General features: G+C 73.5%; 26 protein-coding genes and 1 tRNA gene. 14 read left to right on the top strand and 13 right to left on the bottom strand.

What is annotated here, in order from left to right; all coding sequences use genetic code 11:
- Positions 1-25 precede the first annotated feature (25 nt).
- From ABD644_RS20485 to ABD644_RS20475, 3 genes are all read left to right on the top strand, one after another.
- The gene (locus ABD644_RS20485; RefSeq protein ID WP_344690907.1) at positions 26-727 is read left to right on the top strand and encodes an SDR family oxidoreductase; all 702 of its coding nucleotides are present in this window, start codon (positions 26-28) and stop codon (positions 725-727) included.
- Positions 724-1,752: an S-adenosylmethionine:tRNA ribosyltransferase-isomerase gene (locus ABD644_RS20480; protein WP_344690906.1), complete on the top strand. Its 1,029-nt coding sequence runs from the start codon at positions 724-726 to the stop codon at positions 1,750-1,752. Before ABD644_RS20485 ends, ABD644_RS20480 begins: the two co-directional genes overlap by 4 nt.
- Positions 1,753-1,821: 69 nt before the next feature.
- Positions 1,822-2,436, top strand: coding sequence for a hypothetical protein (locus tag ABD644_RS20475; RefSeq protein ID WP_344690905.1), 615 nt, complete (start codon positions 1,822-1,824; stop codon positions 2,434-2,436).
- A gap of 4 nt (positions 2,437-2,440) precedes the next feature.
- Here the strand turns inward: ABD644_RS20475 and ABD644_RS20470 are convergent, their stop codons facing one another.
- Together ABD644_RS20470 and ABD644_RS20465 are read right to left on the bottom strand one after the other, a co-directional pair.
- Positions 2,441-3,145: a (2Fe-2S)-binding protein gene (locus ABD644_RS20470; RefSeq protein ID WP_344690904.1), complete on the bottom strand. Its 705-nt coding sequence runs from the start codon at positions 3,143-3,145 to the stop codon at positions 2,441-2,443.
- A 63-nt stretch (positions 3,146-3,208) separates the two neighbouring features.
- Complete coding sequence (locus ABD644_RS20465; RefSeq protein WP_344690903.1) at positions 3,209-3,634, bottom strand: VOC family protein; 426 nt, start codon at positions 3,632-3,634, stop codon at positions 3,209-3,211.
- Positions 3,635-3,818: 184 nt separating this feature from the next.
- Between ABD644_RS20465 and acs the strand changes: the two genes are divergently transcribed.
- From acs to ABD644_RS20450, 3 genes are read left to right on the top strand one after another with little or no spacing between them, the layout of a single operon-like run.
- Entirely contained in the window at positions 3,819-5,765 is a 1,947-nt protein-coding gene (gene acs, locus ABD644_RS20460; RefSeq protein WP_344690902.1) for an acetate--CoA ligase, read from the top strand.
- 48 nt (positions 5,766-5,813) lie between these two features.
- Positions 5,814-6,308: a phage holin family protein gene (locus ABD644_RS20455; protein ID WP_344690901.1), complete on the top strand. Its 495-nt coding sequence runs from the start codon at positions 5,814-5,816 to the stop codon at positions 6,306-6,308.
- 21 nt (positions 6,309-6,329) lie between these two features.
- Complete coding sequence (locus tag ABD644_RS20450) at positions 6,330-7,256, top strand: alpha/beta fold hydrolase (protein ID WP_344690900.1); 927 nt, start codon at positions 6,330-6,332, stop codon at positions 7,254-7,256.
- A 70-nt stretch (positions 7,257-7,326) separates the two neighbouring features.
- Here the strand turns inward: ABD644_RS20450 and ABD644_RS20445 are convergent, their stop codons facing one another.
- From ABD644_RS20445 to nth, 5 genes are all read right to left on the bottom strand, one after another.
- The gene (locus ABD644_RS20445; RefSeq protein ID WP_344690899.1) at positions 7,327-8,508 is read right to left on the bottom strand and encodes a MarP family serine protease; all 1,182 of its coding nucleotides are present in this window, start codon (positions 8,506-8,508) and stop codon (positions 7,327-7,329) included.
- Between the two features lie 67 nt (positions 8,509-8,575).
- On the bottom strand, positions 8,576-9,052 hold the full coding sequence (locus tag ABD644_RS20440; RefSeq protein WP_344690898.1) for a cupredoxin domain-containing protein: 477 nt from the start codon (positions 9,050-9,052) through the stop codon (positions 8,576-8,578).
- Positions 9,049-9,810: an NUDIX hydrolase gene (locus tag ABD644_RS20435; protein WP_344690897.1), complete on the bottom strand. Its 762-nt coding sequence runs from the start codon at positions 9,808-9,810 to the stop codon at positions 9,049-9,051. The genes ABD644_RS20440 and ABD644_RS20435 overlap by 4 nt, the downstream gene beginning before the upstream one ends.
- Complete coding sequence (locus tag ABD644_RS20430; RefSeq protein ID WP_344690896.1) at positions 9,807-10,385, bottom strand: TlpA family protein disulfide reductase; 579 nt, start codon at positions 10,383-10,385, stop codon at positions 9,807-9,809. The genes ABD644_RS20435 and ABD644_RS20430 overlap by 4 nt, the downstream gene beginning before the upstream one ends.
- Positions 10,382-11,197, bottom strand: coding sequence for an endonuclease III (gene nth / locus ABD644_RS20425; protein WP_344690926.1), 816 nt, complete (start codon positions 11,195-11,197; stop codon positions 10,382-10,384). The genes ABD644_RS20430 and nth overlap by 4 nt, the downstream gene beginning before the upstream one ends.
- Before the next feature lie 68 nt (positions 11,198-11,265).
- Between nth and ABD644_RS20420 the strand changes: the two genes are divergently transcribed.
- Both ABD644_RS20420 and ABD644_RS20415 read left to right on the top strand, forming a co-directional pair.
- Positions 11,266-11,556 (top strand): hypothetical protein, encoded by a 291-nt coding sequence (locus ABD644_RS20420; RefSeq protein ID WP_344690895.1) that lies wholly within the window; start codon positions 11,266-11,268, stop codon positions 11,554-11,556.
- A gap of 152 nt (positions 11,557-11,708) precedes the next feature.
- A complete protein-coding gene (locus tag ABD644_RS20415; RefSeq protein WP_344690894.1) occupies positions 11,709-12,383 on the top strand; it encodes a Crp/Fnr family transcriptional regulator in 675 nt (224 codons plus the stop codon).
- A 163-nt stretch (positions 12,384-12,546) separates the two neighbouring features.
- Here ABD644_RS20415 and ABD644_RS20410 read toward each other — a convergent pair whose 3' ends face one another.
- From ABD644_RS20410 to sp36, 3 genes are read right to left on the bottom strand one after another with little or no spacing between them, the layout of a single operon-like run.
- On the bottom strand, positions 12,547-13,347 hold the full coding sequence (locus ABD644_RS20410) for an NUDIX hydrolase (protein ID WP_344690893.1): 801 nt from the start codon (positions 13,345-13,347) through the stop codon (positions 12,547-12,549).
- Positions 13,344-13,814: a RidA family protein gene (locus tag ABD644_RS20405; RefSeq protein ID WP_344690892.1), complete on the bottom strand. Its 471-nt coding sequence runs from the start codon at positions 13,812-13,814 to the stop codon at positions 13,344-13,346. Before ABD644_RS20405 ends, ABD644_RS20410 begins: the two co-directional genes overlap by 4 nt.
- The gene (sp36, locus tag ABD644_RS20400; protein WP_344690891.1) at positions 13,811-13,981 is read right to left on the bottom strand and encodes a Sp36 family protein; all 171 of its coding nucleotides are present in this window, start codon (positions 13,979-13,981) and stop codon (positions 13,811-13,813) included. The genes ABD644_RS20405 and sp36 overlap by 4 nt, the downstream gene beginning before the upstream one ends.
- Before the next feature lie 62 nt (positions 13,982-14,043).
- Here sp36 and bagA point away from each other — a divergent pair, with 62 nt between their 5' ends.
- The 3 genes from bagA to ABD644_RS20385 are packed head-to-tail and all read left to right on the top strand — an operon-like array spanning position 14,044 to position 18,754.
- Positions 14,044-15,114: an ATPase BagA gene (gene bagA / locus ABD644_RS20395; RefSeq protein ID WP_344690890.1), complete on the top strand. Its 1,071-nt coding sequence runs from the start codon at positions 14,044-14,046 to the stop codon at positions 15,112-15,114.
- Entirely contained in the window at positions 15,111-16,337 is a 1,227-nt protein-coding gene (bagB, locus tag ABD644_RS20390; RefSeq protein ID WP_344690889.1) for an ATPase BagB, read from the top strand. The genes bagA and bagB overlap by 4 nt, the downstream gene beginning before the upstream one ends.
- A gap of 41 nt (positions 16,338-16,378) precedes the next feature.
- Positions 16,379-18,754: a penicillin-binding protein gene (locus tag ABD644_RS20385; protein WP_344690888.1), complete on the top strand. Its 2,376-nt coding sequence runs from the start codon at positions 16,379-16,381 to the stop codon at positions 18,752-18,754.
- A 57-nt stretch (positions 18,755-18,811) separates the two neighbouring features.
- On the opposite strand, the gene ABD644_RS20380 is transcribed toward ABD644_RS20385, so the two are convergent.
- Entirely contained in the window at positions 18,812-19,264 is a 453-nt protein-coding gene (locus ABD644_RS20380) for a GatB/YqeY domain-containing protein (protein ID WP_344690887.1), read from the bottom strand.
- A gap of 31 nt (positions 19,265-19,295) precedes the next feature.
- On the opposite strand from ABD644_RS20380, the gene ABD644_RS20375 reads away from it, so the two are divergent.
- From ABD644_RS20375 to ABD644_RS20365, 3 genes are all read left to right on the top strand, one after another.
- Positions 19,296-20,207, top strand: coding sequence for a metallophosphoesterase (locus ABD644_RS20375; RefSeq protein WP_344690886.1), 912 nt, complete (start codon positions 19,296-19,298; stop codon positions 20,205-20,207).
- Between the two features lie 109 nt (positions 20,208-20,316).
- Positions 20,317-20,390: transfer RNA gene (locus tag ABD644_RS20370), tRNA-Pro, on the top strand.
- Positions 20,391-20,456: 66 nt separating this feature from the next.
- Positions 20,457-22,307 (top strand): S9 family peptidase, encoded by a 1,851-nt coding sequence (locus ABD644_RS20365; RefSeq protein WP_344690885.1) that lies wholly within the window; start codon positions 20,457-20,459, stop codon positions 22,305-22,307.
- A gap of 100 nt (positions 22,308-22,407) precedes the next feature.
- Here ABD644_RS20365 and ABD644_RS20360 read toward each other — a convergent pair whose 3' ends face one another.
- Together ABD644_RS20360 and ABD644_RS20355 are read right to left on the bottom strand one after the other, a co-directional pair.
- Entirely contained in the window at positions 22,408-23,466 is a 1,059-nt protein-coding gene (locus tag ABD644_RS20360; protein WP_344690884.1) for an aspartate-semialdehyde dehydrogenase, read from the bottom strand.
- Positions 23,463-24,731 carry an aspartate kinase gene (locus tag ABD644_RS20355; RefSeq protein ID WP_344690883.1) on the bottom strand — a complete coding sequence of 423 codons (1,269 nt, stop codon included), beginning with the start codon at positions 24,729-24,731 and terminating at the stop codon, positions 23,463-23,465. Before ABD644_RS20355 ends, ABD644_RS20360 begins: the two co-directional genes overlap by 4 nt.
- Between the last annotated feature and the right edge of the window lie 74 nt (positions 24,732-24,805).

Here is a 24,805-nt window from a genome sequence, read left to right as displayed (position 1 = left end):
TCACTTGAGGTCAGACGGTAGCCCCATGGACACCCCCACCGCACTCGTCACCGGCGCCTCGAAGGGCCTCGGCCGGGCGCTGGCCACCGCACTGAACGGGCGGGGCTGGCGGCTGGTGGTCGACGCCCGCGATCCCGCGGGCCTCGCGGCCGCCGTCGCCGCGCTGCCCCGGCCCGACCTGGTCACCGCGATCCCCGGGGACGTCGCCGATCCGGCCCACCGGCGGTCCCTGGCCGACGCGTCCGGGCCCCGGCTGGACCTCCTGGTCGCCAACGCCTCGACGCTCGGCCCGAGCCCGCTCCCCCGCCTGGCCGACCTGCCACCGGCGGAGTTCGAGCGCGTCCTGGCCACCAATACCGTCGCCCCGCTGGCGCTGGTCCAGCTGCTGCTGCCCGCCCTGCGGGCCGGGGGCGGGCGGATCGTCACGGTCAGCTCCGACGCCGCGGTCGAGGCCTACGAGGGCTGGGGCGGCTACGGCGCGAGCAAGGCGGCGCTGGACCAGCTCACCGCCGTCCTCGCCGTCGAGGAGCCCGGGCTGCGGGTGTTCGCCGTCGACCCGGGCGACATGCGGACCGACATGCACCAGGCGGCCTTCCCCGGCGAGGACATCAGCGACCGGCCGGCTCCCGAGACGGTCGTCCCGGGCCTGCTCGCCCTCGTCGACGGCGACCTGCCCAGCGGCCGCTACCGGGCGGCCGATGTGGTCCTGGCCGGAGCGGACCGGTGACCCCGACGTTCGCGCTGCCGCCGGACGCCGAGGCCACCGCGCCGCCGGAATGGCAGGGGCTGGCGCGTGACGAGGTGCGTCTTCTCGCGGCGGGCCCCGAGGGGATCACCCACGGGCGGGCCCGCGACCTGCCGGACCTGCTCGCGCCGGGAGACCTCCTCGTCGTCAACACGTCGGCGACGCTGCCCGCGCGGGTGGCCGCCCGCAGGGCCGACGGTGTCGCCGTCCCGCTGCACGTGTCCGCGTCGCTGGACGACGGCAGCTGGGTGGTCGAGGTCCGCCGGCCGGCCAACGACGGGCCCGACCTCGGGGCCGAGCCGGGCACGGTGCTGGCCCTGCCCGGCGGGGTGCGGCTGACGCTGCTCGCCGGCTTCCCCGACCCGTCGCGGGCCTCGCGGCTGTGGCGCGCGGCGCCGGACCCCGCCGTCCCGACGACCGCCTACCTGCCGGCGCACGGCCGGCCGATCCGCTACGGCTACCTGCACGGCAGCTTCCCGCTGTCGGCCTACCAGAACGTCTACGCCACCGAGCCCGGCAGCGCGGAGATGGCCAGCGCCGGGAGGCCGCTCACCGAGGCGCTGCTGGTCCGGCTGATGGCCCGCGGCGTCCCCGTCGTCCCGGTCGTCCTGCACACGGGGGTGTCCAGCCCGGAGCTGCACGAGCAGCCGTACCCCGAGCGGTTCGCGGTCCCGGAGGTCACCGCCCGGCTGGTCACGAGCACCCGGCGGGCGGGCGGGCGCGTGGTCGCCGTCGGCACCACCGTGACCCGCGCGCTGGAGACCGTCACCGACGACGACGGCACGGTCGGGCCGGGGAGCGGCTGGACCGACCTGGTGCTCGGACCGGACCGGCCCGCCCGCGCGGTCACCGGGCTGCTCACCGGCCTGCACGCCCCCGAGGCCAGCCACCTGCAGCTGCTCGAGGCCGTGGCGGGGCCTGCGCTGGTCGCCACCGCCTATCGGGAAGCGGTCGCCGAGCACTACCTCTGGCACGAGTTCGGCGACGCGATGCTCTTCCTCCCCTGAGGAATCGGAATCGCCCGGACGGGTGCCGCGTCCTTCGTGATCGCCAGGTGTTGAGCGATCCTCTGTGCCGTGTCGACCGAGGACGAGCTCCGCAAGCGGTTGCGCGTGCTCGGCGAGACGTCCGGCCTCGCGATCCCGCCGCTGGAGATCACGGACGACGCCCGGAGTCGGCTGGTGTCCGCGGAGATCCGAGGGTGGGACGACAGCGAGGACCGGATCGTCGTGTCGGAGTCACTGCTGGAAGCCGATCCCGAGGAGCAGGCCTGGCGCCTCGCGGCGTGCCTCGGCTACTGGGCGTCGCCGGTCCCCCGACGGCGCCGTCGACAGGGCTGGGCGATCGCCGGGCTCTTCCTCTTCCTGTACTTCGGATTCGGCATCTTTGCGTTGTCCACGAACAACCAGCTGCCGACGTGGGTCACCTTCGCGATCGGCTCCGGGCTCGCTGCGCTGGCCCCCCTCGTCGCCGCCGCCGTCTCACGCCGCTTCCACCGCGCCCTCGACGAGTCGGGTCAGGACGTGCTGAGCCGAGCGGGGTACGACCCGGCCGCCGTCGCCCGCCAGGTATTCGGCGCCCAATCCGATCCACGGTGGTGGAAACGGCTGCATCGCCGCGAGCCGACGCCGAGCGAGCGCCTCCGTGCCGCCGGCGGGTCTGTTCCGAGCGTTCATCCGCCCCTGTACTGACGCCCTACGACCAGGTCGCGGCACGCTCCAGGAGCAGCCGGCGCTCGGCGGGCGGGCGGCGGGGGCACGAGGTGCACATCGCCTGCCCGGGCACCTCGACCAGCAGGCAGCACGACGCCCGCCGGGTGAAGCGGGCCCGGCCGACGTCCACGTAGCGGGGAGCGGGCAGCGGCGCTCCGATGCCGGCGGCGAGGGGTCCGGCAAGCGACGTCACCGCCGGCACGTTCCCGACCGCGCGGCCCAGGGCCAGCAGCTGGTTGGCCAGCGAGTCGGTGGCGATCGCCCAGAGCGGCCGCTCCCGCATCCGGCCGGCGCCGGCGACCGCGGCGATCACGGCGGCCAGCGCCTCCCGCAGTTCCGCGGCGGGGTCGGTCGCCGGTGCCGCGGACTCGGCCGCGATCGGGAGCGGCCCGGCCGCCAGGGCGACGGTGGTGTCACCCAGTCGGGCCGACAGCGGACGCCCGGTGACCAGCCCGGCCAGCGAAGGGGTGACCAGGACGGTCGATGCCGAGTACCACCAGACCGTGGCCAGCACCCGGCGGTCGCCGGTCCCCTGCCACCGGGCCCGCGCGCTGAGGACCTCGGCCGTCCAGACCGGATCGGCCAGCGCGGTCGCCGGGACGACGTCGGCTCCGGGCGGCAGCACGAGGCCCAGGGCCGCGGCTCCGGGCACCCGGGCAGCGACCACTGCCTGCACCCGGCCCACCACGCGCCCAGTCTGGCCGAGCGCTCGTGCTCTGCCCGCGGGTGTGGGCAGAGCACGAGCGGGCGGCTACTGCGCTGCGGCCGGCACGCCGGTGATGTTGACCATCCAGCCGATGCCGAACTTGTCGGTGCACATGCCGAAGCTGTCACCCCAGGGCGCGCGCTCGAGCGGCATGGTCACCTCGCCGCCCTGCACCAGCCCGTCCCAGTAGCCGCGCAACGTGGACTCGTCGTCACCGCTGAGCGAGACGGAGATGCGCGTGCCGTCGTCGAAGGGCATGCCGGGCGGGCTGTCCGAGCCCATGAGCACGACGCCCGGACCGGCGTCGAGCATGGCGTGCATGATCTTGTCCCCCTGGGCGGGGTCGTCGGACATCCCGCCCTCGGCATAGGTGCTCGACGTGAGCTCGCCGCCGAACACCGACTGGTAGAAGGCCATCGCCTCGCGGGCGTTGCCGCCGAAGCTCAGGTACGGGTTGAGTCGAACGGTCACGGCGTCCTCCTGGATGGGTTGCGGTTCCCCGTCGGAAGACTGCCCTCGATCGCCGAACTCATCGAGGGTCTGCTGCACGCCCGCTGCGCCCGGGAAGACGTGGACCGGGCCGGAGCCATACGGTGTGGCCTGAGCCACGCAGCGTCGCCGGAGCTCGCGCGGCGCCGGACACGGGAGGTACCCCATGAGCACGGAGCAGGCGGAGACCCGCACCTTCGCGCCGCCGGAGGAACTGGTCGCGCAGGCCAACGTGGGTCCCGAGGTGTACGACGAGGCGGCCGCCGACCGGCTCGCGTTCTGGGAGAAGGCCGCCCGACGGCTGGACTGGGCCCAGGAGTGGGACACCGTCCTCGACTGGAACGACCCGCCCTTCGCCAAGTGGTTCGTCGGCGGCAAGCTCAACGTCGCCTACAACTGCGTGGACCGGCACGTCGAGGCCGGCCACGGCGAGCAGGTCGCCTACCACTGGGAGGGCGAGCCCGGCGACACCCGCGCCATCACCTACGCCGAGCTCAAGGACGAGGTCTGCCGCGCGGCCAACGCCTTGGTCGAGCTCGGCGTGCAGGCCGGCGACCGGGTCGCCATCTACATGCCGATGATCCCGGAGACGGTGATCTCGATGCTGGCCTGCGCCCGCATCGGCGCCGTCCACATGGTCGTGTTCGGCGGCTTCTCCGCCGACGCCCTGGCCAGCCGGCTCGACGACTCCGGCGCCGTCCTCGTCATCACCTCCGACGGCGGCTACCGCCGCGGGGCGCCCAGCGCGCTCAAGCCCGCCGTCGACGACGCCGTGGGCCGCAGCCCCGGCGTCCGCAACGTCGTCGTGGTCAAGCGGACCGAGCAGGACGTGGAGTGGACCGAGGGCCGCGACCTGTGGTGGGACGACGTGGTCGAGCGGCAGTCGACCGAGCACACGCCGGAGGCGTTCGACGCCGAGCACCCGCTCTACATCATGTACACGTCCGGGACGACGGCGAAGCCCAAGGGCATCCTGCACACGACCGGCGGCTACCTCACCCAGGTCGCCTACACCCACTGGGCCACGTTCGACCTGAAGCCCGACACCGACGTCTACTGGACGGCGGCCGACGTCGGCTGGGTCACCGGCCACAGCTACATCGTCTACGGCGCGCTGGCCAACCGGGCGACGTCGGTCATGTACGAGGGGACGCCGGAGACCCCGCACCGCGGCCGGTGGTGGGAGATCGTCCAGAAGTACGGGGTCACGATCCTGTACACCGCTCCGACCGTGATCCGGACCTTCATGAAGTGGGGCGAGGACGTCCCGGCCGGCTTCGACCTGAGCTCCCTGCGGGTGCTCGGCTCGGTCGGCGAGCCGATCAACCCCGAGGCCTGGCTCTGGTACCACGAGCACATCGGCGGCGGCCGCTGCCCGATCGTGGACACCTGGTGGCAGACCGAGACCGGCGCGCACATGATCACGCCGCTGCCCGGCGTCACCACGCTGGTGCCCGGCTCCGCGCAGACGCCGTTCCCCGGCATCTCGGCGAAGGTCGTCGACGACGAGGGCAACGAGCTCGCCGACGACTCCACCGGCCTGCTCGTGCTCACCGAGCCGTGGCCGTCGATGCTGCGCACCATCTGGGGCGACGACGACCGGTACGTCGACACCTACTGGTCGCGGTTCGGCACGAACGTCTACTTCGCCGGTGACGGCGCCAAGAAAGACGCCGACGGCAACATCTGGCTGCTCGGCCGGGTCGACGACGTGATGAACGTGTCGGGGCACCGCATCTCGACCACCGAGGTGGAGTCCTCGCTGGTCGGCCACCCGGCGGTCGCCGAGGCCGCGGTCGTGGGCGCCAGCGACCCGACCACCGGCCAGGGCATCGTCGCGTTCGTGATCCTGCGCGAGAGCGGGACCGACTCCGGCGACGAGCTGGTGCAGACGCTGCGCAACCACGTGGCCCGCGACATCGGGCCGATCGCCAAGCCCCGCCAGATCATGGTGGTCCAGGAGCTGCCCAAGACGCGCTCGGGCAAGATCATGCGCCGGCTGCTGCGCGACATCGCCGAGAACCGCGAGCTCGGCGACGTCACGACGCTGACCGACTCGTCGGTGATGAACCTGATCAAGGAGAAGCTCCCCGCCGCGCCGTCGGAGGACTAGGTACGGCACCATTCCCCTGACCAGCACTTCGATCGAGGAGGAGCCTCCGTGGCCCACAGTGCGTCGCCGGCCGTCCGGCCCGCGGGATCCGACGAGCCCTCCGTCGGCACGCTCGTGCAGAGCGCGATGGCCGACGTCTCGACGCTGATCCGCGGCGAGGTGGAGCTGGCGAAGGCCGAGATCGGCAAGTCCGCGAAGAAGGCCGGCATCGGCGTCGGCGCGTTCGGCGCGGCCGGCGTCGTGCTCGCCTTCTCCGCGTTCTTCTTCTTCATCGCGCTCGCCGAGTTCATCACCTGGCTCGGCCTGGCCCGCTGGCTCTCCTACCTGATCGTCTGGTTCGCACTTGTCCTCGTCGCCGGTCTGGCCGCCCTCGTCGGCATGCGGACGCTCAAGAAGATCGAGAAGCCCGAGCGGACCCTCGAGACGCTGCGCGACCTGCCCGACGTCATGAAGCGCGAGGCGCCCGGGGCGCGGCACCGCGACGTCCCGGTCGTGACCGGCGGCCAGGTCCACCGGCGGCCCGGCGACAACTACCGGGTCTGAGCGGCCGAGCGCCACCCGCCCGTGACCGTTCTCCCGGACGGCCGACCCGACGCAACCAGCGCCCTGATCCCCGGCCCCTGGACGCACCGCGACATCTCCGCCAACGGCGTGCGGCTGCATGCGGCCGAGGCCGGCGACGGCCCGCTGGTGCTGCTGCTGCACGGCTTCCCGCAGTTCTGGTGGACCTGGCGCGCGCAGCTGACCGCGCTGGCCGACGCCGGGTTCCGGGCCGTCGCCCCCGACCTGCGCGGGTACGGCGCCAGCGACAAGCCACCGCGCGGCTACGACCTGCCCACCCTGTCAGCCGACATCGCGGCGCTGGTCCGCGCGCTCGGTGAGCGCGATGCCGTCGTCGTCGGGCACGACTGGGGCGGCCTGCTCGGCTGGACGATGGCCGCGCTGCACCCGCGCAGCGTCCGCCGGCTCGTGGTGCTGTCGATGGCGCACCCGCGGCGGCTGCGGGCCGGGATGACCGACCCCGCCCAGCGGCACGCGTCGCGCTACATGCTCCGGTTCCAGGTGCCGCGGCTTCCGGAGCGCATGCTCACCCGCGCCGACGACGACCCGGTCGCCGACCTGATGCAACGCTGGGCCGGCCCCGAGTGGGCGCGCACCCGCGACTTCGCCGAGGCGGTCGACCGCTACCGCTCGGCGGCGCGGATCCCGCAGGCCGCCTACGGCGCGATGGAGTACCACCGCTGGGCGGCGCGCTCCCAGCTGCGTCCCGACGGGCTGCGCTACGCCCGGCGGATGGCCGCGCCGATCACCGCGCCCACCCTGCAGCTGCACGGCGAGCTCGACACCTGCGTGCTGCCCTCGACCGCGCGCGGTTCCGGCCGCTACGTCGCCGGCGCCTACGAGTGGCGGGAACTGCCGGGGATCGGACACTTCCCCCAGGAAGAGGCCCCCGACCTGGTCAGCACAGCGATCGCCGGCTGGGCGCAGTGACGGCATGGAACGGCCCCCTCGCAGGGACCCGCGCCGAGCGGAGCGAGGCGTGGGGGGCGAGGGGGTCCTTCTATTCGCAGGGGCCGGTGTCGACCTCGGCGACAGCGGTGGCGCCGGTGCGCGCGGCCTCGGCGACCTGCGGCCCGGTCAGCGCGTACCCGGTGGTGGGGTCGTCGATGGCCGAGGCGAACACGACGCCGAGCACGGACCCGTCGGGTGCGAACAGCGGGCCCCCGGAGTTGCCCGACCGGACCATGCCGTAGAGCGCGTAGACGTCGCGCACGACGGTCTGCGTGTTGCGGAAGTCGGGGCCGCTGATCTCCCCGCGATCGCGGACGCGGGCCGAGCCGATGTAGAGGTCCCCGCCGCCCGGGTAGCCCATGATGATCGAGTCGTCGCCCGAGTCGGCCGGCGTCGTGGCGAACGTCAGCGGTTCCTGCGGGAGCCCGGGGACGGCGAGGATGGCGATGTCGACCTCCTCGTCGACGTACACCGGCGTGGCCTCGTACTCCCCGCCCTCGGCCTCGACCGTCGGATCGGCGACCCCGGCGAGCACGTGGGCATTGGTCATCACGCGCTCGGGCGCGTAGACGAAGCCCGAGCCGTCGATCTGGCGGGAGCAGGACGGCGCGACCCCGCTGACCTTCACCACCGATCCCTGCACCGCGGCGACGACCTGGCTGCTGGTCAGCGACTCGTCGGGGGCGGGCACGTCGCGCACCTGGGTGGGTGTGAGCGGATCGAGGACGTCGGGCAGCCCGCGGCGGTCGATGGCCTCGCGCAGGTTCTCGTAGACGGCACGGACCCCGTCGGGCACCGCCCGATCGACCGCCTGGACCAGCGCCGACTGCCGCACCTGGCTGGACACCTGGGGGAACGGGGAGCTCGCCAGCGGCGAGGCGACCATCCACGCGACCAGCAGGACCGCCGCCGCGGACACGACGGCGCCGGCGACGGAGTCGACCATCTTGGCCGGTTCCCAGGTGACCTTGCGGCGCACCGCGCGCCCGATCGCGCCGGCCAGGATCTGACCCAGCAGGGCCCCGGCCAGCACCACGACCAGCGCGGCGAACACGCGCGTGACGCTGGACCCGTCGATCCGGTCGGCGACCGGCCCGGACAGCTGGGCGCCGAGCACCGCCCCGCCGAGGAACCCGACGATCGAGGTGGCCGAGACGAGCAGCCCCTGGCGGAAGCCGGAGAGGGCGAACAGCAGCGCGAGCGCGATCAGCACCAGGTCGACGACGGACACTCCTACCCCCGCCCGACCACGAGCGCGGTCCGATCCATGCGGGACATCGGTCCGCTGTCGGGCGCCGTCACCCTGCCACCGTCATGACGCCGGTCTGCCCCAGCTGCGCGTGGAAGGTGCAGGTGAACGGGTGGTCGCCGGCAGCGGTGACCTCGAACTCGATCGTCTCCTCCTGGCCCGGGCCCAGGAAGTCGATCCCCTCCTCGATCGGCTCGGGACCGTCGCCGTCGAACTCCAGGTTGTGCGTCATCTGCTCGGCCACGTTGACCACCGTCAGGCGCACCGTCCCGGGCGCGACGGTGAACGTGTCGGGGACGAACGTGTAGTCGTCCTGCGTCTGGAGGGTGATCTCCTGGACGCCGTCGGCGGCGGTGGTGACCACGCCCACCCCGGCGCTGGTGGTCGGCGCCGCGGCCGCCTCGGGCTCCGCGCCGCCGCACCCGGTCAGCAGGACCAGCGCAGCAGCGAGCCCGGCGGCCTTGCTGCGGGGGCCCGGCACGGGCCTGCGGGCGGAATGAGGCACGAGGGTCCGTCGACTACTCATCGCCGCGGAACCGTACGCGTCGGAGGCCCGTCGGGCGCGGGGTCGGCCACCGTCGGCGCGGCGGAATCGCCGGCCTCGTCGTCGTCCCCCCGGCCGGGCAGCGTGTAGGGCCGCAGCGCGGAGTCGGGGAGTGGGCGCACGTCGCGCTCGTCCCACGGCTCGGCCAGCCCGGCCGCCTCGAGGATCGCCTCGAGCAGCCCCGCGGTGAAGCCCCACACGAGCATGTCGGCGACGGCGAACGCCGGCCCGACGTAGCCCGAGGAGTGCCGGACGCGGAAGCGGTTGGCCGGGTCGACGAGGTCGGCCAGCGGCACCCGGGCCACCCGGGCGACCTCGCGCGGGTCGCCGACGCTCACGTCGCGCGGGTCGTCCCACCAGCCGACGACGGGCACGACCAGACGGTCGGACGGCGGCAGGTACAGCTCCTGCAGGGTGGCGAGCACCCGCACGCCGTCGGGATCGATGCCGGCCTCCTCCTCCGCCTCGCGCAGCGCCGTCCCCACCGGGTAGTCGTCGGCGGGGTCGACCCCGCCGCCCGGGAACGCCGGCTGACCGGCGTGGCTGCGCAGGTGCGCCGACTTCTCGATCAGCAGGACGTCGGGACCCTCGGGCCCCTCGCCGAACAGGATGAGGACGGCGGACCGCCGGGCGGTCGACGTCGCCTGGGGCATGCGGTGCCGCAGCGGCAGGTCGACGGCGGCGTCCAGCAGCCGCTGCAGGTACTCCGGCAGCCCGTCGGCGCCCTCGGCCGCGCTCACAGCCGCACCCCGAGGTGCTCGGCGACCAGGGATTCCAGCTCGTGCACCGAGTCCACCGGGCCGAGCTCGCTGTGCACCAGGGTGCCGTCGGCGTCGAGGAACATCGTGTACGGCAGCCCGTTGAGGCCCAGCTGCGCCATCAGCTCCCCCTCCGCGTCGAACGCGCTCGGGAACGTGGTGCCCGCATCGGCGGCGAACGACTCGGCCTGCGGCTCGCCGTCCTTGCTGACGACGCCCAGCACGCGGACCCGCTCCCCGGCGGCGTCCGCGAACTCCTGCAGCAGCGGCAGCTCCTCGCGGCAGGGACCGCACCAGCTCGCCCAGAGGTTGACGATCGTGGGCACCCCCGGCGCCCGGGCCAGATCCAGCGAGCCCCCGCCGAGGCAGTCGAAGGCCAGCTTCGGCACGGCGCTGCCCCCGGCGGCCGGCTGGTCGGACTGCTCGGGGCAGGCGGCGAAGACCGACGACGTCTGGCCGGTGGTGGGCGACGCGCTGCCCGGCTCCGCATCGGCGGTGCACCCGGCCAGGAGGACACCCGCCGCGAGGAACGCGGCGGCGGCCCGGCGGCGGCTCACTCGGTGTCCGAGGCGGCCGGGGACTTCACGAGCTTGAGCGCCACCTCGGGGTCGATCGGCCCGATCCCGTAGGAGGGGCACCACGGGGCGAGCCCGCAGGCGCCGCACGCCGCCTTCTTCGCGTGGCAGACGCGCCGCCCGTGGAAGATCACCCGGTGGCTGAAGTCGGTCCACTCCTTCTTCGGGATCAGCTGCGCGATCTCGGCCTCGACCTTGACCGGGTCGGTCTCCTCGGTCCAGCCGAAGCGGCGGACGAGCCGGCCGAAGTGGGTGTCGACGGTCAGACCCGGCACACCGAACGCGTTGCCGAGCACCACGTTGGCGGTCTTGCGCCCGACGCCGGGGAGCGTGACGAGGTCGGCCATCCGGCCGGGCACCTGCCCGTCGAACCGCTCGACGAGCGCCTGGCTGAGCCCGAGCACGGAGTTCGCCTTCGCGCGGAAGAAGCCGGTCGGCTTGAGGATCGTCTCCAGCTCCTCGCGGTCGGCGCCGGCGAGGGCGACCGCATCGGGGTACCGCGCGAACAGGGCGGGCGTCACCTTGTTCACCATCTTGTCGGTGGTCTGCGCCGACAGGACCGTGGCCACCAGCAGCTCGAACGCGTTGGTGAAGTCGAGCTCGCAGTGCGCGTCGGGGTGGATCTCGGCGAGCTCGCGGGCCATCCGGCGGGCCCGCCGCGTGCGGCCGAGCGGGGTCTCCGCCGGGTCGAGCGGCGAGGCCCCGGTGCGAGCGGCCAGCGTCGGCCGGCGGAGGCGGACGGGGCGGGCGTAGCCGAGCGGGGACCCGGCCGGAGCGGGCTCGGACGCGGGCATCGACACGCGGTCGAGGGTAAGCGGCCCCGCTGACAGGCCGCGGATCGTGTCATCATCGAGGGAGTTCCGTGCCCGTCGTGCCGCCTCGTGCCGCGCTGTGTCCTGAGGAGGAGATCGGTCTGGTCGCCCTGAGCGTGATCCTGTTCCCTCCGCTGCTCATCGCCTTCCTGCTCGTCATGGAGCGCGTGGAGGAGCCCCTGCGCCGCCCGGCCGGGCCTCGCGAGGTGGCCGAGTTCCTCGACAGCGCCACCCCCGGCGAGGTCGACACCCTGGCCCACTCCGGCCTCCGCCGGGCGCTGACGCGCTGGCGGCGTCGCCGTCGCGGGCGGGGGAACACGACGAATCCGCCGATGGTCTGAGGTCGGCGCCCGGGCGCCTGTGGTGCAGCACACTCGCTCGGACGGAGGACCCCCCGGCCCACCGAACGGGTGACCGGAAGCACAGCCGCCTAGACTCCCTCCGGACACGGACGCCTGCGCGTCCGTCGGATCGGTGCGTGAGAGGACGTGTAGTGGACGAGGTGCTGGCCCAGTCCGGGCTCTTCCAGGGGCTCTCGGACGAGGCGGTCGAACCGGTCGTCAGCCGACTGGAGACGATCACGCTGCCCCGGGGCCGCGTCGTCTTCAACGAAGGCGAGCCCGGTGACAGCCTCTACATCGTCCTGAGCGGGAAGATCAAGCTCTCCCGACGCGCTCCCGACGGACGCGAGAACGTGCTCGCCGTCATGGGCCCGTCCGACCAGTTCGGCGAGCTGTCGGTCTTCGACCCCGGCCCCCGCACCGCGACCGCGACGGCCGTCACCGACGTGAAGATGGCCCGCATGCCCCAGTCGGTGCTGCGGCTGTGGATCGAGGCGCACCCGGAGATCGGCGAGCAGCTGCTGCGGGTCCTCGCCCGTCGGCTGCGGCGCACCAACGACTCGGTCGCCGACCTGATCTTCACCGACGTGCCCGGCCGGGTGGCCAAGGCGCTGCTGCAGATGGCCGACCGCTTCGGCAGCCGCGAGTCCGATGGTCTGCGCGTGAAGCACGACCTCACGCAGGAGGAGCTGGCCCAGCTGGTCGGCGCCTCCCGCGAGACGGTCAACAAGGCGCTGGCCGACTTCGTGCACCGCGGCTGGATCCAGCTGCAGGGCAAGTCGGTCGTCGTCCTCGACGAGGAGCGCCTCCGCCGCCGCGCCCGCTGAGTCGTGGCGAAGGCCCCGTTCCGGATCTGCGGAACGGGGCCTTCGCATGTCTGCCCCCACCGGCACGAGACCGCCGTACGGCCACCAGTACCGCGGTAGAACGCGGCACTCACGACCACACGGCGGCACCGGGTACGCGATGGCCGCGGTGTGATCCGGAGGATCACGAAGGAAGTGGCACGACCAGCTTCACGCGGGAACCGTCGGGGAGGACGGCGAAGCGACCGTCGGGGGTCTCCTCGAAGGTGGGGCTGATCGGGTGCAGCGGCTCCGGCGGCGCGCCGGCCAGCACGGCCGCGACGTCGGGGTAGCGCTCGAGCTGGCCGAGGGTGTGCGTCGTGGGCGGCAGCATCGGGCGGTTCCCGGCCCACGCCTCCGCCAGCGCCGCCGACGGCGTGAGCCACGAGGCCTCGTCGGCCTCCCCGGACACGTGCCGCGCCTCCTGGCCGACCGGCAGGGCGGCCGCGAAGAACTTCGTGTCGTAGCGGCGCGGCTCGACCGGCGGGGTGATCCAGTGCGCGAACGGCCGCAGCAGGTCAGAGCGCAGCGCCAGGCTGCGCCCCGCGAGCAGCTCGGCCAGCGACAGCTCGCGGCTCAGCAGCGCCTGCCGCTGCGCCTCCCAGTCGTCACCGGAGACGTCTGGGACGACGTCGTCCGGCCCGCCGTCGGGCGGACCGGCCAGCAGGACGCCGGCCTCCTCGAACGTCTCGCGGACGGCGGCGCACACCAGCTCGCGGGCCAGCCGCTCGTCGCAGCCGAACGCGGCCGCCCACCGGTCCGGCGAGGGTCCGGACCAGGCGATGTCGATGTCGCCGTCGCGGTCGTCGACGCCGCCGCCGGGGTAGGCGGTCATGCCGCCGGCGAACGGCATCCCCTTGGTGCGGCGGAGCAGGTAGACCTCGAGGCCGGGAGCGCCGTCGCGCAGCAGCAGGACCGTCGCCGCCTGCCGCGGTTGCGCGCTCACCTCAGCTCGACGGTGAGCTCGACCTCGACCGGCGCACCCAGGGGCAGCTCGGCGACGCCGACCGCGCTGCGGGCGTGCTGCCCGGCCTCGCCGAAGATCTTGCCCAGGAACTCGCTGGCCCCGTTGACCACCCGCGGCTGACCGGTGAACCCCTCGGCGCTGGCCACGTAGCCGACCACCCGGACGATCCGCGCGACCGAGTCCAGGCCGACGAGGTCGTCGATCGCGGCGAGCGCGTTGAGCGCGCAGACCTTGGCGTCGGCGGCGGCCGCCTCGATGTCGACCGAACCGCCGACCTTGCCCGTCCGGCGCAGGCCGCCGTCGACGAAAGGCAGCTGACCGGACGTGAAGACCAGCGAGCCGCTGCGGATGGCCGGCACGTATGCCGCGACCGGCGCGGCCACGGCCGGCAGCCGGATACCGAGCTCGGCGAGGCGCGCGTGCCAGCTCTGGGCCGGGGCGCTCACGCCGGGCGCTTCAGGTAGGCGACGAGCTGCTCGGCGCCGCCCGGGCCGGGGAGCACGGTCACCAGCTCCCATCCGTCGACGCCCCAGGAGTCGAGGATCGCCTTGGTGTTGTGGATCAGCAGCGGGATGGTGGCGTACTCCCACTTGCGACGGGCCGGTTCGGTCATGGGACGACGCTAGCGCGCAAGGCCCCGCGGCCCCCTGCAGGGTCCCTTCTACGCTGGTGCAGGTGAGCTCCGATCCGTCCCCCGTGCGGCTGCACGTCGTGACCGGCAAGGGCGGGACCGGCAAGACCACCGTCGCCGCCGCGCTGGCCCTCGCGCTGGCCGCCGACGGCGGGCACGTGCTGCTGGTCGAGACCGAGGGCCGGCAGGGCATCGCCCAGCTGTTCGACACCCCACCGCTGCCCTACGAGGAACGCCGGGTGGCCGTGGCGCGCGGGGGCGGCGAGGTGAAGGCTCTGGCGATCGACGTCGAGGAGGCCCTCCTCGACTACCTCGACATGTTCTACAACCTGCGCCGGGCCGGGCGGGCGCTGCGCAAGATGGGCGCCATCGACTTCGCCACCGCCATCGCCCCCGGCCTGCGCGACGTGCTGCTCACCGGCAAGATCAAGGAGTCGGTGACCCGCCGCCACGACGGGCACCGGGTCTACGACGCCGTCGTCGTCGACGCGCCGCCCACCGGCCGGATCACCCGCTTCCTCGGCGTCACCGCCGAGATGGCGCAGCTGGCGCGCTCGGGCCCGATCAAGACCCAGAGCGACGGCGTCATGGCCGTGCTCCGCTCCTCGCAGACGGCGGTGCACCTGGTCACGCTCCTCGAGGACATGCCGGTGCAGGAGACCGCCGACGCCATCGCCGAGCTCACCGAGGCCAAGCTGCCGATCGGGTCGGTGTTCGTGAACATGGTGACCGACCCGGTGCTGCCGCTCGACGGGCTGGACCGGGCCGTCGAGGGGACGCTGTCCGGCGCCGACCTCGCGCCCGGCCTGGCCCCGGCCCACCTGCCCGGGGGCGACGAGCTGGCCGAGGCCCTGGCCGTCGAGGCGATCGAGCACGCGCAGCGCTGGGCGTCGCAGGACGAGCTGCGCGAGGAGGTCGAGGCGCTCGGCCGCCCCACGGTGGAGCTGCCCCTGCTGGCCGGGCCGATGGACCTGGGCTGCCTGTTCGAGCTGGCCGGCCGGCTCGAGGAGCACCTGCGCGCCGAGGCCGAGGGAGCGGACAGGGGCGTGAGCATCGCAGCGAGGAACGAGCGAGGAGCGGAGCGTCCCGCGGGAGCGACAGGGAGCACCGCGTGAGCGCGCCTGCCGAGCAGCCGCGCAGCGCAAAGCCGAGCCGTCCGGCGCCCGTCGCCCCGGCGATGGACCTGGAGGCGCTGATCGAGGACCCCGCCACCCGGATCGTGGTCTGCTGCGGCGCCGGGGGCGTGGGCAAGACGACGACGTCGGCCGCGCTGGCCCTGGCCGCCGCCGAGGCCGGGCGCACGGTCGTCGTCCTCACCATCGACCCCGCCCGGCGGCTGGCCCAGAGCCTGGGTCTGGAGGAGCTGGACAACGAGCCGCGGCGGGTGGACGTCCCCGAGGCGCCGGGCGAGCTGCACGCGATGATGCTCGACATGAAGCGCACCTTCGACGACATCGTCGTGGCGCACTCGACCCCCGACCGGGCCCGGCAGATCCTCGAGAACCCCTTCTACCAGTCGCTGTCGTCGTCCTTCTCCGGGACGCAGGAGTACATGGCGATGGAGAAGCTGGGCCAGCTGCGGGCCAGCGACCAGTGGGACCTGATCATCGTCGACACCCCGCCGTCGCGGTCGGCGCTGGACTTCCTCGACGCCCCCAACAAGATGGGCCGCTTCCTCGACGGCACGATGATCCGGCTGCTCGCCGGCAGCGGCCGCGCCGGGCTGAAGTTCGCCAGCGCCGGGTTCATGTTCTTCAGCAAGATCATCAGCAAGATCCTGGGCGGGCAGCTGCTGCGGGACATCTCCGCGTTCGTCGCGGCGCTGGACACGATGTTCGGCGGTTTCCGGGAACGGGCGACGGCGACGTACGAGCTGCTGCGCCGCCCGGGCACCTGGTTCGTCGTCGTCGCGACGCCGGAACCCGACGCGCTCCGGGAGGCCTCCTACTTCGTCGACCGGCTCTCCGCCGAGGGGATGCCGCTGGCCGGGCTGGTCGTCAACCGCACCCATCCCCCGGCGACGACGCTGCTGTCGGCGACCCGCGCCGAGGGCGCGGCCGAGCGGGTGATCGAGGCCGACGCGGAGGGCGCCGACCTGGCTGCCGCGGCGCTGCGGGTGCACGCCGAGCGGATGATCCAGGCGGCGCGCGAGCAGCACCTCGCCGACCGGTTCACCAGCGCCCACCCGGAGGTCGCCGTCCGCACCGTGCCCGCCGCCGCGGGCGACGTGCACGACCTCGACGGGCTGCGGGTCATGGCCGAGGAACTCACCGGTCCCGACGACGACACCCCGACCGGCACGCCGCGCACGAGGATCCTGCCCGCGCGCCGGGCCTGACCTCGGCGGACAGGGCCGCCGGGCAGGTACCTTCGACGCCGATGTCGGAGAACGCGCGTATCCGGACCCGCACCCTCGCCAAGCTCGCCGCGACGATCGTCGTCGCCGGTGCGCTGCTGGCCGGTCTCCTGCTGCCCTGGGTCGGGGGCACCGGGCTGGTGGCCCGCAACTCCGCCTCGCTGCTCGACGCCCTGCCGGTCGAGCTCACCGACGCGACGCCGGCCGGCAACACCCGGGTGCTGGCCGCCGACGGCTCGCTGATGACGATGTTCTACAAGCACAACCGCACCCCGGTGGCGCCCGACCAGATCTCCGACGTGATGAAGCAGGCCCTCGTCGACATCGAGGACTCGCGCTTCTACGACCACAACGGCCTCGACGTGCAGGGCACCCTGCGCGCGCTGCTCACCAACGTGGCCGCCGGGTCGGTCCGCGAGGGCGGCTCCACGCTGACCCAGCAGCTGGTCAAGCAGACGCTCCTGCAGACGGCGACGACGCCGGAGGAGGCCGCCGCCGCCGACGAGGAGAGCGTGGCCCGCAAGCTCCGCGAGGCCCGCCTCGCGCTGGCCCTGGAGGAGAAGTACTCCAAGGACGAGATCCTCACCCGCTACCTGAACATCGTGTACTTCGGGCACGGGGCCTACGGCATCCAGGCGGCCGCGCAGACCTACTTCAGCGTCAACGCCGCCGACCTCACCCTCCCCCAGGCGGCGATGCTGGCCGGTCTGGTGCAGAGCCCGGCCAACGACGACCCGATCGCGAACCCGGAGAACGCCCAGGTCCGCCGCGACCAGGTGCTGCAGCGGATGCTGGACCTCCGGCACATCGACCAGGCCGAGTTCGACGAGATCGCCGGCCAGCCGGTCCAGGTCGTCCCGGGTCAGGCGCCGCCCAACGGCTGCATCGACTCCTCCATCGGCGGGTTCTTCTGCGCGTACCTGGAGGACTACCTCACCGGCGAGCTCGGTCTCACCCAGGCCCAGATCGACGACGGCGGCCTGACGATCCGGACGACGCTGCGACCCGACATGCAGGCGGCCGGTGACCAGGCGGTGCTCAACACCCTGCCGATGGGCGACCCGCTGGCGGGCATGTACACCGCGGTCGAGCCCGGCACCGGCAACGTGCTCGCCATGAGCGTCAACCGCCGCTTCGGGTGCGCCGAGGCCGACTGCGAGTCCGTCGTCCTCAACACCGTGGCCAGCCAGGGCGCCGGCTCCACCTACAAGACGTTCGTCGCCGCCGCGGCGCTGCAGCGCGGGTTCTCGCAGTACTACACGCAGACCACCGGCGACCCCTACACCTCGCGGGTGTACCGCGGGCCGTGCCAGGGCCGCAGCACCAACGGCATGTACTGCGTGCGCAACGCCGGCCGCTACCCGGCCACGCTCGATCTCGAGCGGGCCCTCTACATGTCGTCCAACACGTACTTCCTGGCCCTGGAGGACGCACTGGGCAGCATCGAGCAGCCCGTGCGCATGGCCGAGGCCATGGGCATGAACTTCGACCAGCCCAACCAGACCCCGGCCGACCAGATCATCGCCGAGAACAACGGCTCGTTCACCTTCGGCCCGTACGCGACGAGCCCGCTCGACCTGGCCAGCGCCTACAACACGCTGGCCGCCAACGGCACCCAGTGCGACCCGTCCCCGGTCACCGAGATCCTCGACCGCACCGGCCAGCCGCTGACCGACGCCGACGGGAACCCGGTGGTCCTGACGCCGGAGGAGCGGTGCACGCCCGAGGCGATCCCGCCGGGCGTCGCCACGACGCTCAACCAGATGCTGCGCAAGGACGTCGAGCCCGGGCACTCCGGGCAGACCGGGTCGCGCGCGTACGTCCCGGGGCACCAGATCGCGGGCAAGACCGGCACCTCGCAGAGCAACTTCTCGGTCGCGTTCGTCGGCTACACCCCGCAGTACACGGCCAGCGTGATGGTGCTCAACCCGAAGCGGAACCAGAACGTCGGCGGCTTCGGCGGCGGCAAGGGCGCCACCATCTGGCACGACGCGATGGCGCCCATCCTCCAGAGCCAGCCGAACGTGCCATTCCCGCCCGCCGACCCGCGGGTCCAGGAGGGCAACACCAAGATCGTCCCGAGCTGCGGCGGGGTGAACGACTGCGAGTCGAGGCTGCAGGCGGCCGGCTTCCGCACGATCGTCGTCGAGGTCGACAGCGACCGGAAGGCCGGCGTCGTCGTCGGCACCAGCCCGGCGGCCGGCTCCCGCGCGGTGCTCGAGCAGGAGATCGCGATCCAGGTGAGCAACGGCTCCGCCTATGTCGAGCCCACGCCCACCCCGACCCCGGCCCCGGCGCCGGCACCACCCCCGGCGCCCCCGGGCGACAACGGCGGGAACCCCGGTGGGGGACGCCCCGGTGGCGGCGATGGCGGCGGCAACGACGGCGGGGACGACTGAAAGGACCCGCCCTCCCCACCCGTCGCACGCTCAGGGCGGGACCCAGGACGGGGCCGATCAGCCCAGCTGGCGGCGGACCTCGGCGGCGACGCGGCCGCCGTCGGCCCGGCCGGCGACGGCGCCCTGCACGGCCCCCATGACCTTGCCCATGTCCTTCATGCCCGAGGCGCCGGTGCGGGTGACGACGTCGGCGACGAGCGCGGCCAGGTCGGCGTCGTCGAGCTGCGCGGGCAGGTAGCCGGCGAGCACCTCGCCCTCGGCCTCCTCGCGGGCGGCCTGCTCGGCGCGGCCGGCGGACCCGAAGGCCTCGGCGGCCTCCCGGCGCTTCTTCGCCTCGCGCCGCACGACAGCCTGCACCTCGTCGTCGGAGAGCTGGCGGGCCTCCTTGCCGGAGACCTCCTCCGCGCTGACGGCGGCGAGCACCATCCGCAGGGTCGCGGTCCGCAGCTCGTCGCGGGCCTTCATCGCGGTGGTCAGGTCGGTGCGGAGGCGATCCTTGAGGTCAGACACCCCTCCAGCCTGGCACGTACGCTGGCTCATCGTGCGCTGGTACACCGCCCTCCCCACCGTCGCCGTCGCCGGCGGCGCCACGATGACCGCCTACGCGAGCCTCTACGAGCGGACCCGGTGGACGCTGCGCCGCTTCGAGGTCCCGGTCCTCGCCCCGGGGTCGAAGCCGCTGACCATCCTGCAGATCTCCGACCTGCACATGACCGCCGGTCAGCGCTCCAAGCAGGAGTGGGTGGCCGGCCTCGCCGAGCTCGAGCCCGACCTGGTCCTCGACACCGGCGACAACCTGGCCGGCTTCGACGCCGTGCCCGCCGTGCTGCGCGCCCTGGACCCGCTGCTCGACCGCCCGGGCGCGTTCGTGACGTCGTCCAACGACTACTACGCCCCGAAGCCCAAGAACCCGCTCAAGTACTTCTTCCCCGACCACAAGCGGGTGCACGGGGTGCAGCTGCCCTGGCGCGACCTGCGCGACGGTCTGAAGGGGCGCGGCTGGCTCGACCTCACCAACGCCACCGGTGAGCTCGTCGTCGACGGCCGCCGCATCGTCTTCGCCGGCGTCGACGACTCGCACCTCCGGCGCGACCGCTACGACCTGGTCGAGGGCGAGGCCGACCGCTCCGCCGACGTCCGGATCGGGCTCGCGCACTCCCCCGAACCCCGGGTGCTCGACCGGTTCGCCGCCGACGGCTACGACGTGGTGCTCTGCGGGCACACGCACGGCGGGCAGCTGCGGGTGCCGTTCTACGGGGCGCTGGTCACCAACTGCGGCATCGACCGCGAGCGGGTGCGCTGGCTGCACCGGTGGGCCGACCCCACCCCGCAGCACCCCAACGGCACCTGGCTGCACGTCTCGGCGGGCCTGGGCACCAGCCCCTACGCCCCCATCCGGTTCGCCTGCCCGCCGGAGGCGACGCTGCTCACGCTGACCGCGCGCGAGGCCTGAGGAAGGACCCCCTCCTCCTCATCCCTCGCAAGCTCGGGACGAGCCTCGGGAGGGGGCCTCCCCCACTGCCGGGGCGCGGGCTGCCGGGCGCTAGACTCGGCAGGCACCGCGGGGTGTGGCGCAGCTTGGTAGCGCGCGTCGTTCGGGACGACGAGGCCGCAGGTTCAAATCCTGTCACCCCGACCCACTGCTCAGGGGCCGCCGATGGCGGCCCCTGAGTGCGTTCGGACCAACTGCGAGGATGGGCCGGTGACTGCCGAGCCGACGTCCGGATCTCCCGACCCCGCCGCGACGACCGTGATCCCGGAGACCCCGACCCCGTACGCGACCGCGCTCCCGGCGGAGGTCACCGCCCGCTGGCAGGCCCGCTTCCGGGCGCCGCGGGTGTCCCTGCCCGGCTGGGCCGAGGACGCCCCGCACCGCAACCTCTACACCTCCGACGTCAGCGGCGTCGTCGAGCAGTACGCGTGGGACCGCGGGACCGATGTGCACCGCCAGGCCACCGACCGGCCCAACGGCACGCTGATCGGCACGCTCTCCCCCGACGGCGAGACGATCTGGTGGTTCGCCGACACCGACGGCGACGAGTTCGGCATCTGGATGACCCAGCCCTTCGCCGGCGGCGAGGACGCCGTCGCCGTCCCCGAGGTCGAGCCCGCGTACCCGGCCGGGCTCGAGGTCGGCCGCACGCTGTCGGCGATCGGGCGGTCCACCGACGACGGCAGCGAGCTCTGGCTGGCGCCGTCCGGCTCGGCCCCGCGGGTCGTCTACCGGCACCCCGACCCCGCCTCGGTCGACGCGCTCACCCGCGACGACGAGCTGCTGGTGATCTCGCACTCCGAGCACGGCGACCCGCGCTACCCGGCGCTGCGCGTGCTGCGCACGGCTGACGACTCGGTCGTCGCCGAGAAGTGGGACGGCGAGGGGCGCGGCCTGCACGCCCTGGAGTTCGGGCCGCGGCCCGACGACCGGCGGCTGCTGGTCGGGCACGAGCGCCGCGGCCGCGAGGAGCTGCTGGTGTGGGACGTCGTCGCCGACACCGAGGCCGAGATCGTGCTGGACCTGCCCGGTGACGTGACGGCCGGCTGGTACCCCGACGGCTCGGCGCTCCTGGTCGGCCACGACCACGCCGCCCGCAGCGAGCTCTACCGCTACGACCTGACCTCGGGGGCGCTGGAGCGGCTGGACACCCCGCCGGGCGTCGTCCGTGGTGCCACCGCCCGCCCCGACGGCACCGTGGAGCTGGCCTGGTCCTCCTCGGAGCGCCCGCCGGTGATCCGCCGGGCCGACGGTCCCGTGGTCCTCTCGGTCGGCGACGGCGAGCCGCCGGCGGCCTACCCGGTCGAGGACCGCTGGATCCCCGGGCCGGGCGGCGACGTGCACGCCCTGCTGGTGCGCCCCCAGGGCGAGGCCCCCTACGCGACGGCCTTCCTGGTGCACGGCGGCCCCGAGGCGCTCGACGACGACTCCTATCGCGCCCGCCGCGCCGCCTATGTGGACGCCGGGTACGCGGTGGTGCACGTGAACTACCGCGGGTCCACCGGCTACGGCTCGACGTGGCGGGACGCGCTCACCGGCCGCCCCGGGCTGACCGAGCTCGAGGACGTCGGCGCCGTCTACGACGCGCTGGTCGCCGAGGGGATCGTCGACCCGGCGCGCGCCCTGCTGTCGGGTGGCTCGTGGGGCGGGTTCCTCACGCTGCTCGGCCTCGGCACCCAGCCCGAGCGCTGGGCCGCCGGGATCGCCGAGGTGCCGGTGGCCGACTACCTGGCCGCCTACGAGGACGAGATGGAGGGTCTGCGGGCCTACGACCGGGCGCTGTTCGGCGGCTCACCGGAGGAGGTGCACGACGTCTACGTGCGCTCCTCACCCATCACCTACGTCGACGCCGTCGCCGCGCCGGTGCTCGTCGTCGCCGGTGCCAACGACCCGCGCTGCCCGATCCGGCAGATCGACAACTACCTGGGCCGGCTCCAGGAGTTGGGCAAGGAGCACGAGGTCTACCGCTTCGACGCCGGCCACGGCTCGCTGGTCATCGAGGAGACCATCCGCCAGGTCGAGGTCGCCCTGAGCTTCGCGCTCCGGAAGATCAAGCCGTAGGGGACCACCGCGGTGGTCCCTGGCGCGGGGCCCGGAGGGTTCCCGCCAGGGAGCCACGCAGCGGCTCAGCGCGATCGGGGGACGGCACCTGGCCGCGGTGTCACGCGGAGCGTGACGATGCAATGAGCTCCGCGATCTGGATGGTGTTGAGCGCGGCGCCCTTGCGCAGGTTGTCGTTGCTGACGAACAGCGCCAGCCCGCGGCCGCCGTCGACACCCGGGTCCTGCCGGATGCGGCCCACGTAGCTGGGGTCGCGGCCGGCGGCCTGCAGCGGCGTCGGGACGTCGGAGAGCTCCACCCCGGGCGCGGTCGAGAGCAGCTCGGTGGCCCGCTCGACACTGAGCTCACGCTGGAATTCGAGGTTGAGCGACAGCGAGTGCCCGCTGAACACCGGCACGCGCACGCAGGTGCCCGAGACCCGCAGCTCCGGGATGCCGAGGATCTTGCGGCTCTCGTTGCGGAGCTTCTGCTCCTCGTCGGTCTCGAACGAGCCGTCGTCGACGACCGAGCCGGCCATCGGCAACACGTTGAACGCGATCGGGCGCACGTACTTCTGCGGCTCGGGGAAGTGCACGGCCGACCCGTCGTGGGTCAGCTCGGCGGCCTTGTCGACGACGGCCTTCACCTGGCTGTCCAGTTCCTCGACGCCGGCCAGCCCGCTGCCCGAGACGGCCTGGTAGGTGCTGGCGATCATCCGCACCAGCTGCGCCTCGGCGTGCAGCGGCGCGAGCACCGGCATCGCGGCCATCGTCGTGCAGTTCGGGTTGGCGATGATGCCCTTGCGCATCTCGGCGAGGGCGTGCGGGTTGACCTCGCTGACGATCAGCGGGACGTCGGGGTCGCGCCGCCACGCCGAGCTGTTGTCGATGACGGTCACGCCGGCCTCGGCGAACCGCGGGGCCTGGGCGCGCGAGGTGGTGGCACCCGCGGAGAACAGGGCGACGTCGAGGCCGGTCGGGTCGGCGGTCGACGCGTCCTCGACGGTGATCTCGCCGTCGCCCCAGGGCAGGGTGCTGCCCGCCGACCGCGCGGAGGCGAAGAAGCGCAGCTCGGCCAGCGGGAAGTTCCGCTCGGCGAGGATCCGCCGCATGACGGCGCCGACCTGCCCGGTGGCACCGACGACGCCCACGCGCAGGCCGTCACTGCTGAACGTGGTCATCGGCCGGTCCCTCCGTACACGACGGCCTCGACCTCGTCGGAGCCCAGTTCGAACGCGTCGTGCACCGCGCGCACGGCCACGTCCACGTCGGTGTCGCGGCAGACCACGGAGATGCGGATCTCCGAGGTGCTGATCAGCTCCAGGTTCACACCGGCGTCGGCCAGGGCGCCGAAGAACCGTGCCGAGACGCCGGGGTGCGAGCGCATGCCCGCCCCGACCAGCGACACCTTGCCGATGTGCTGGTCGAACCGCACGTCGCTGTAGCCCACCGTGTGCTTGACCTTCTCCAGCGCCGCGAGCGCTGTCGGCCCGTCGCTGACCGGGAGCGTGAAGGAGATGTCGGCGAGCTTGCTGGCCTCGGCCGACACGTTCTGCACGATCATGTCGATGTTGATCTCGGCGTCGGCGAGCACGCGGAAGATCTGCGCCGCCTCGCCGGGCCGGTCCGGCACGCCGTAGACGGTGATCTTGCCTTCGCTGCGGTCGTGCGCGACGCCCGTGATGATCGCCTGTTCCACCGGGAGGTCCTCCATCGAGCCGGCCACGATCGTGCCGGGAAGCTGTGAGTAGGAACTGCGGACGTGCACCGGGATGCCGTACCGGCGGGCGTACTCGACGCAGCGCAGCATGAGCACCTTCGCCCCCGACGCGGCCAGTTCGAGCATCTCCTCGTAGGTGATGGTGTCCAGCCGCCGGGCGTTGGGGACGATCCGCGGGTCGGCGGTGAAGACGCCGTCGACGTCGGTGTAGATCTCGCAGACGTCGGCGTCCAGGGCCGCGGCCACGGCGACGGCGGTCGTGTCGGAGCCGCCACGGCCGAGCGTGGTGATGTCCTTGGTGTCCTGGCTGACGCCCTGGAACCCGGCGACGATCACGATCGACCCGTCGTCGAGCGCCGAGCGCAACCGGCCCGGGGTGACGTCGATGATCCGGGCCTTGCCGTGGCTGCCCGTCGTGATGACGCCGGCCTGCGAGCCGGTGAACGACCGCGCCTCGTAGCCGTGCGTGGAGATCGCGATGGCCAGCAGCGCCATCGAGATCCGCTCGCCGGCGGTCAGCAGCATGTCGAGCTCGCGACCGGGCGGGTCGTCGGTGATCTGGCTGGCCAGGTCGAGCAGCTCGTCGGTGCTGTCGCCCATGGCCGAGACCACGACGACGACGTCGTCGCCGTTCTTCTTGGCAGCGACGATCCGCTCCGCGACGCGCTTCATGTGGTCGGCGGACGCGACGGAGGAGCCGCCGTACTTCTGGACGACGAGGGCCACGGGTCCACAGGCTACCGAGGTCGGTCCCGGACCCGGCGGTTGCGTCCGGACGGGGCACGGGTTGTGATCACCTG

This window comes from Blastococcus jejuensis, from assembly GCF_039534705.1.
GTDB classification, from domain to species: Bacteria; Actinomycetota; Actinomycetes; order Mycobacteriales; family Geodermatophilaceae; genus Blastococcus_B; species Blastococcus_B jejuensis.
This window is presented reverse-complemented; position numbering and strand designations above follow the sequence as displayed.

Excerpts from the sequence above, each read along its gene's own strand:
- acs (WP_344690902.1), top strand. The coding sequence starts at position 3,819 with ATGAGCACGGAGCAGGCGGAGACCCGCACCTTCGCGCCGCCGGAGGAA.
- ABD644_RS20385 (WP_344690888.1), top strand. The coding sequence starts at position 16,379 with ATGTCGGAGAACGCGCGTATCCGGACCCGCACCCTCGCCAAGCTCGCC.
- ABD644_RS20440 (WP_344690898.1), bottom strand. The coding sequence starts at position 9,052 with ATGAGTAGTCGACGGACCCTCGTGCCTCATTCCGCCCGCAGGCCCGTG.
- nth (WP_344690926.1), bottom strand. The coding sequence starts at position 11,197 with ATGCCCGCGTCCGAGCCCGCTCCGGCCGGGTCCCCGCTCGGCTACGCC.
- sp36 (WP_344690891.1), bottom strand. The coding sequence starts at position 13,981 with ATGACCGAACCGGCCCGTCGCAAGTGGGAGTACGCCACCATCCCGCTG.
- ABD644_RS20485 (WP_344690907.1), top strand. The coding sequence starts at position 26 with ATGGACACCCCCACCGCACTCGTCACCGGCGCCTCGAAGGGCCTCGGC.
- ABD644_RS20360 (WP_344690884.1), bottom strand. The coding sequence starts at position 23,466 with ATGACCACGTTCAGCAGTGACGGCCTGCGCGTGGGCGTCGTCGGTGCC.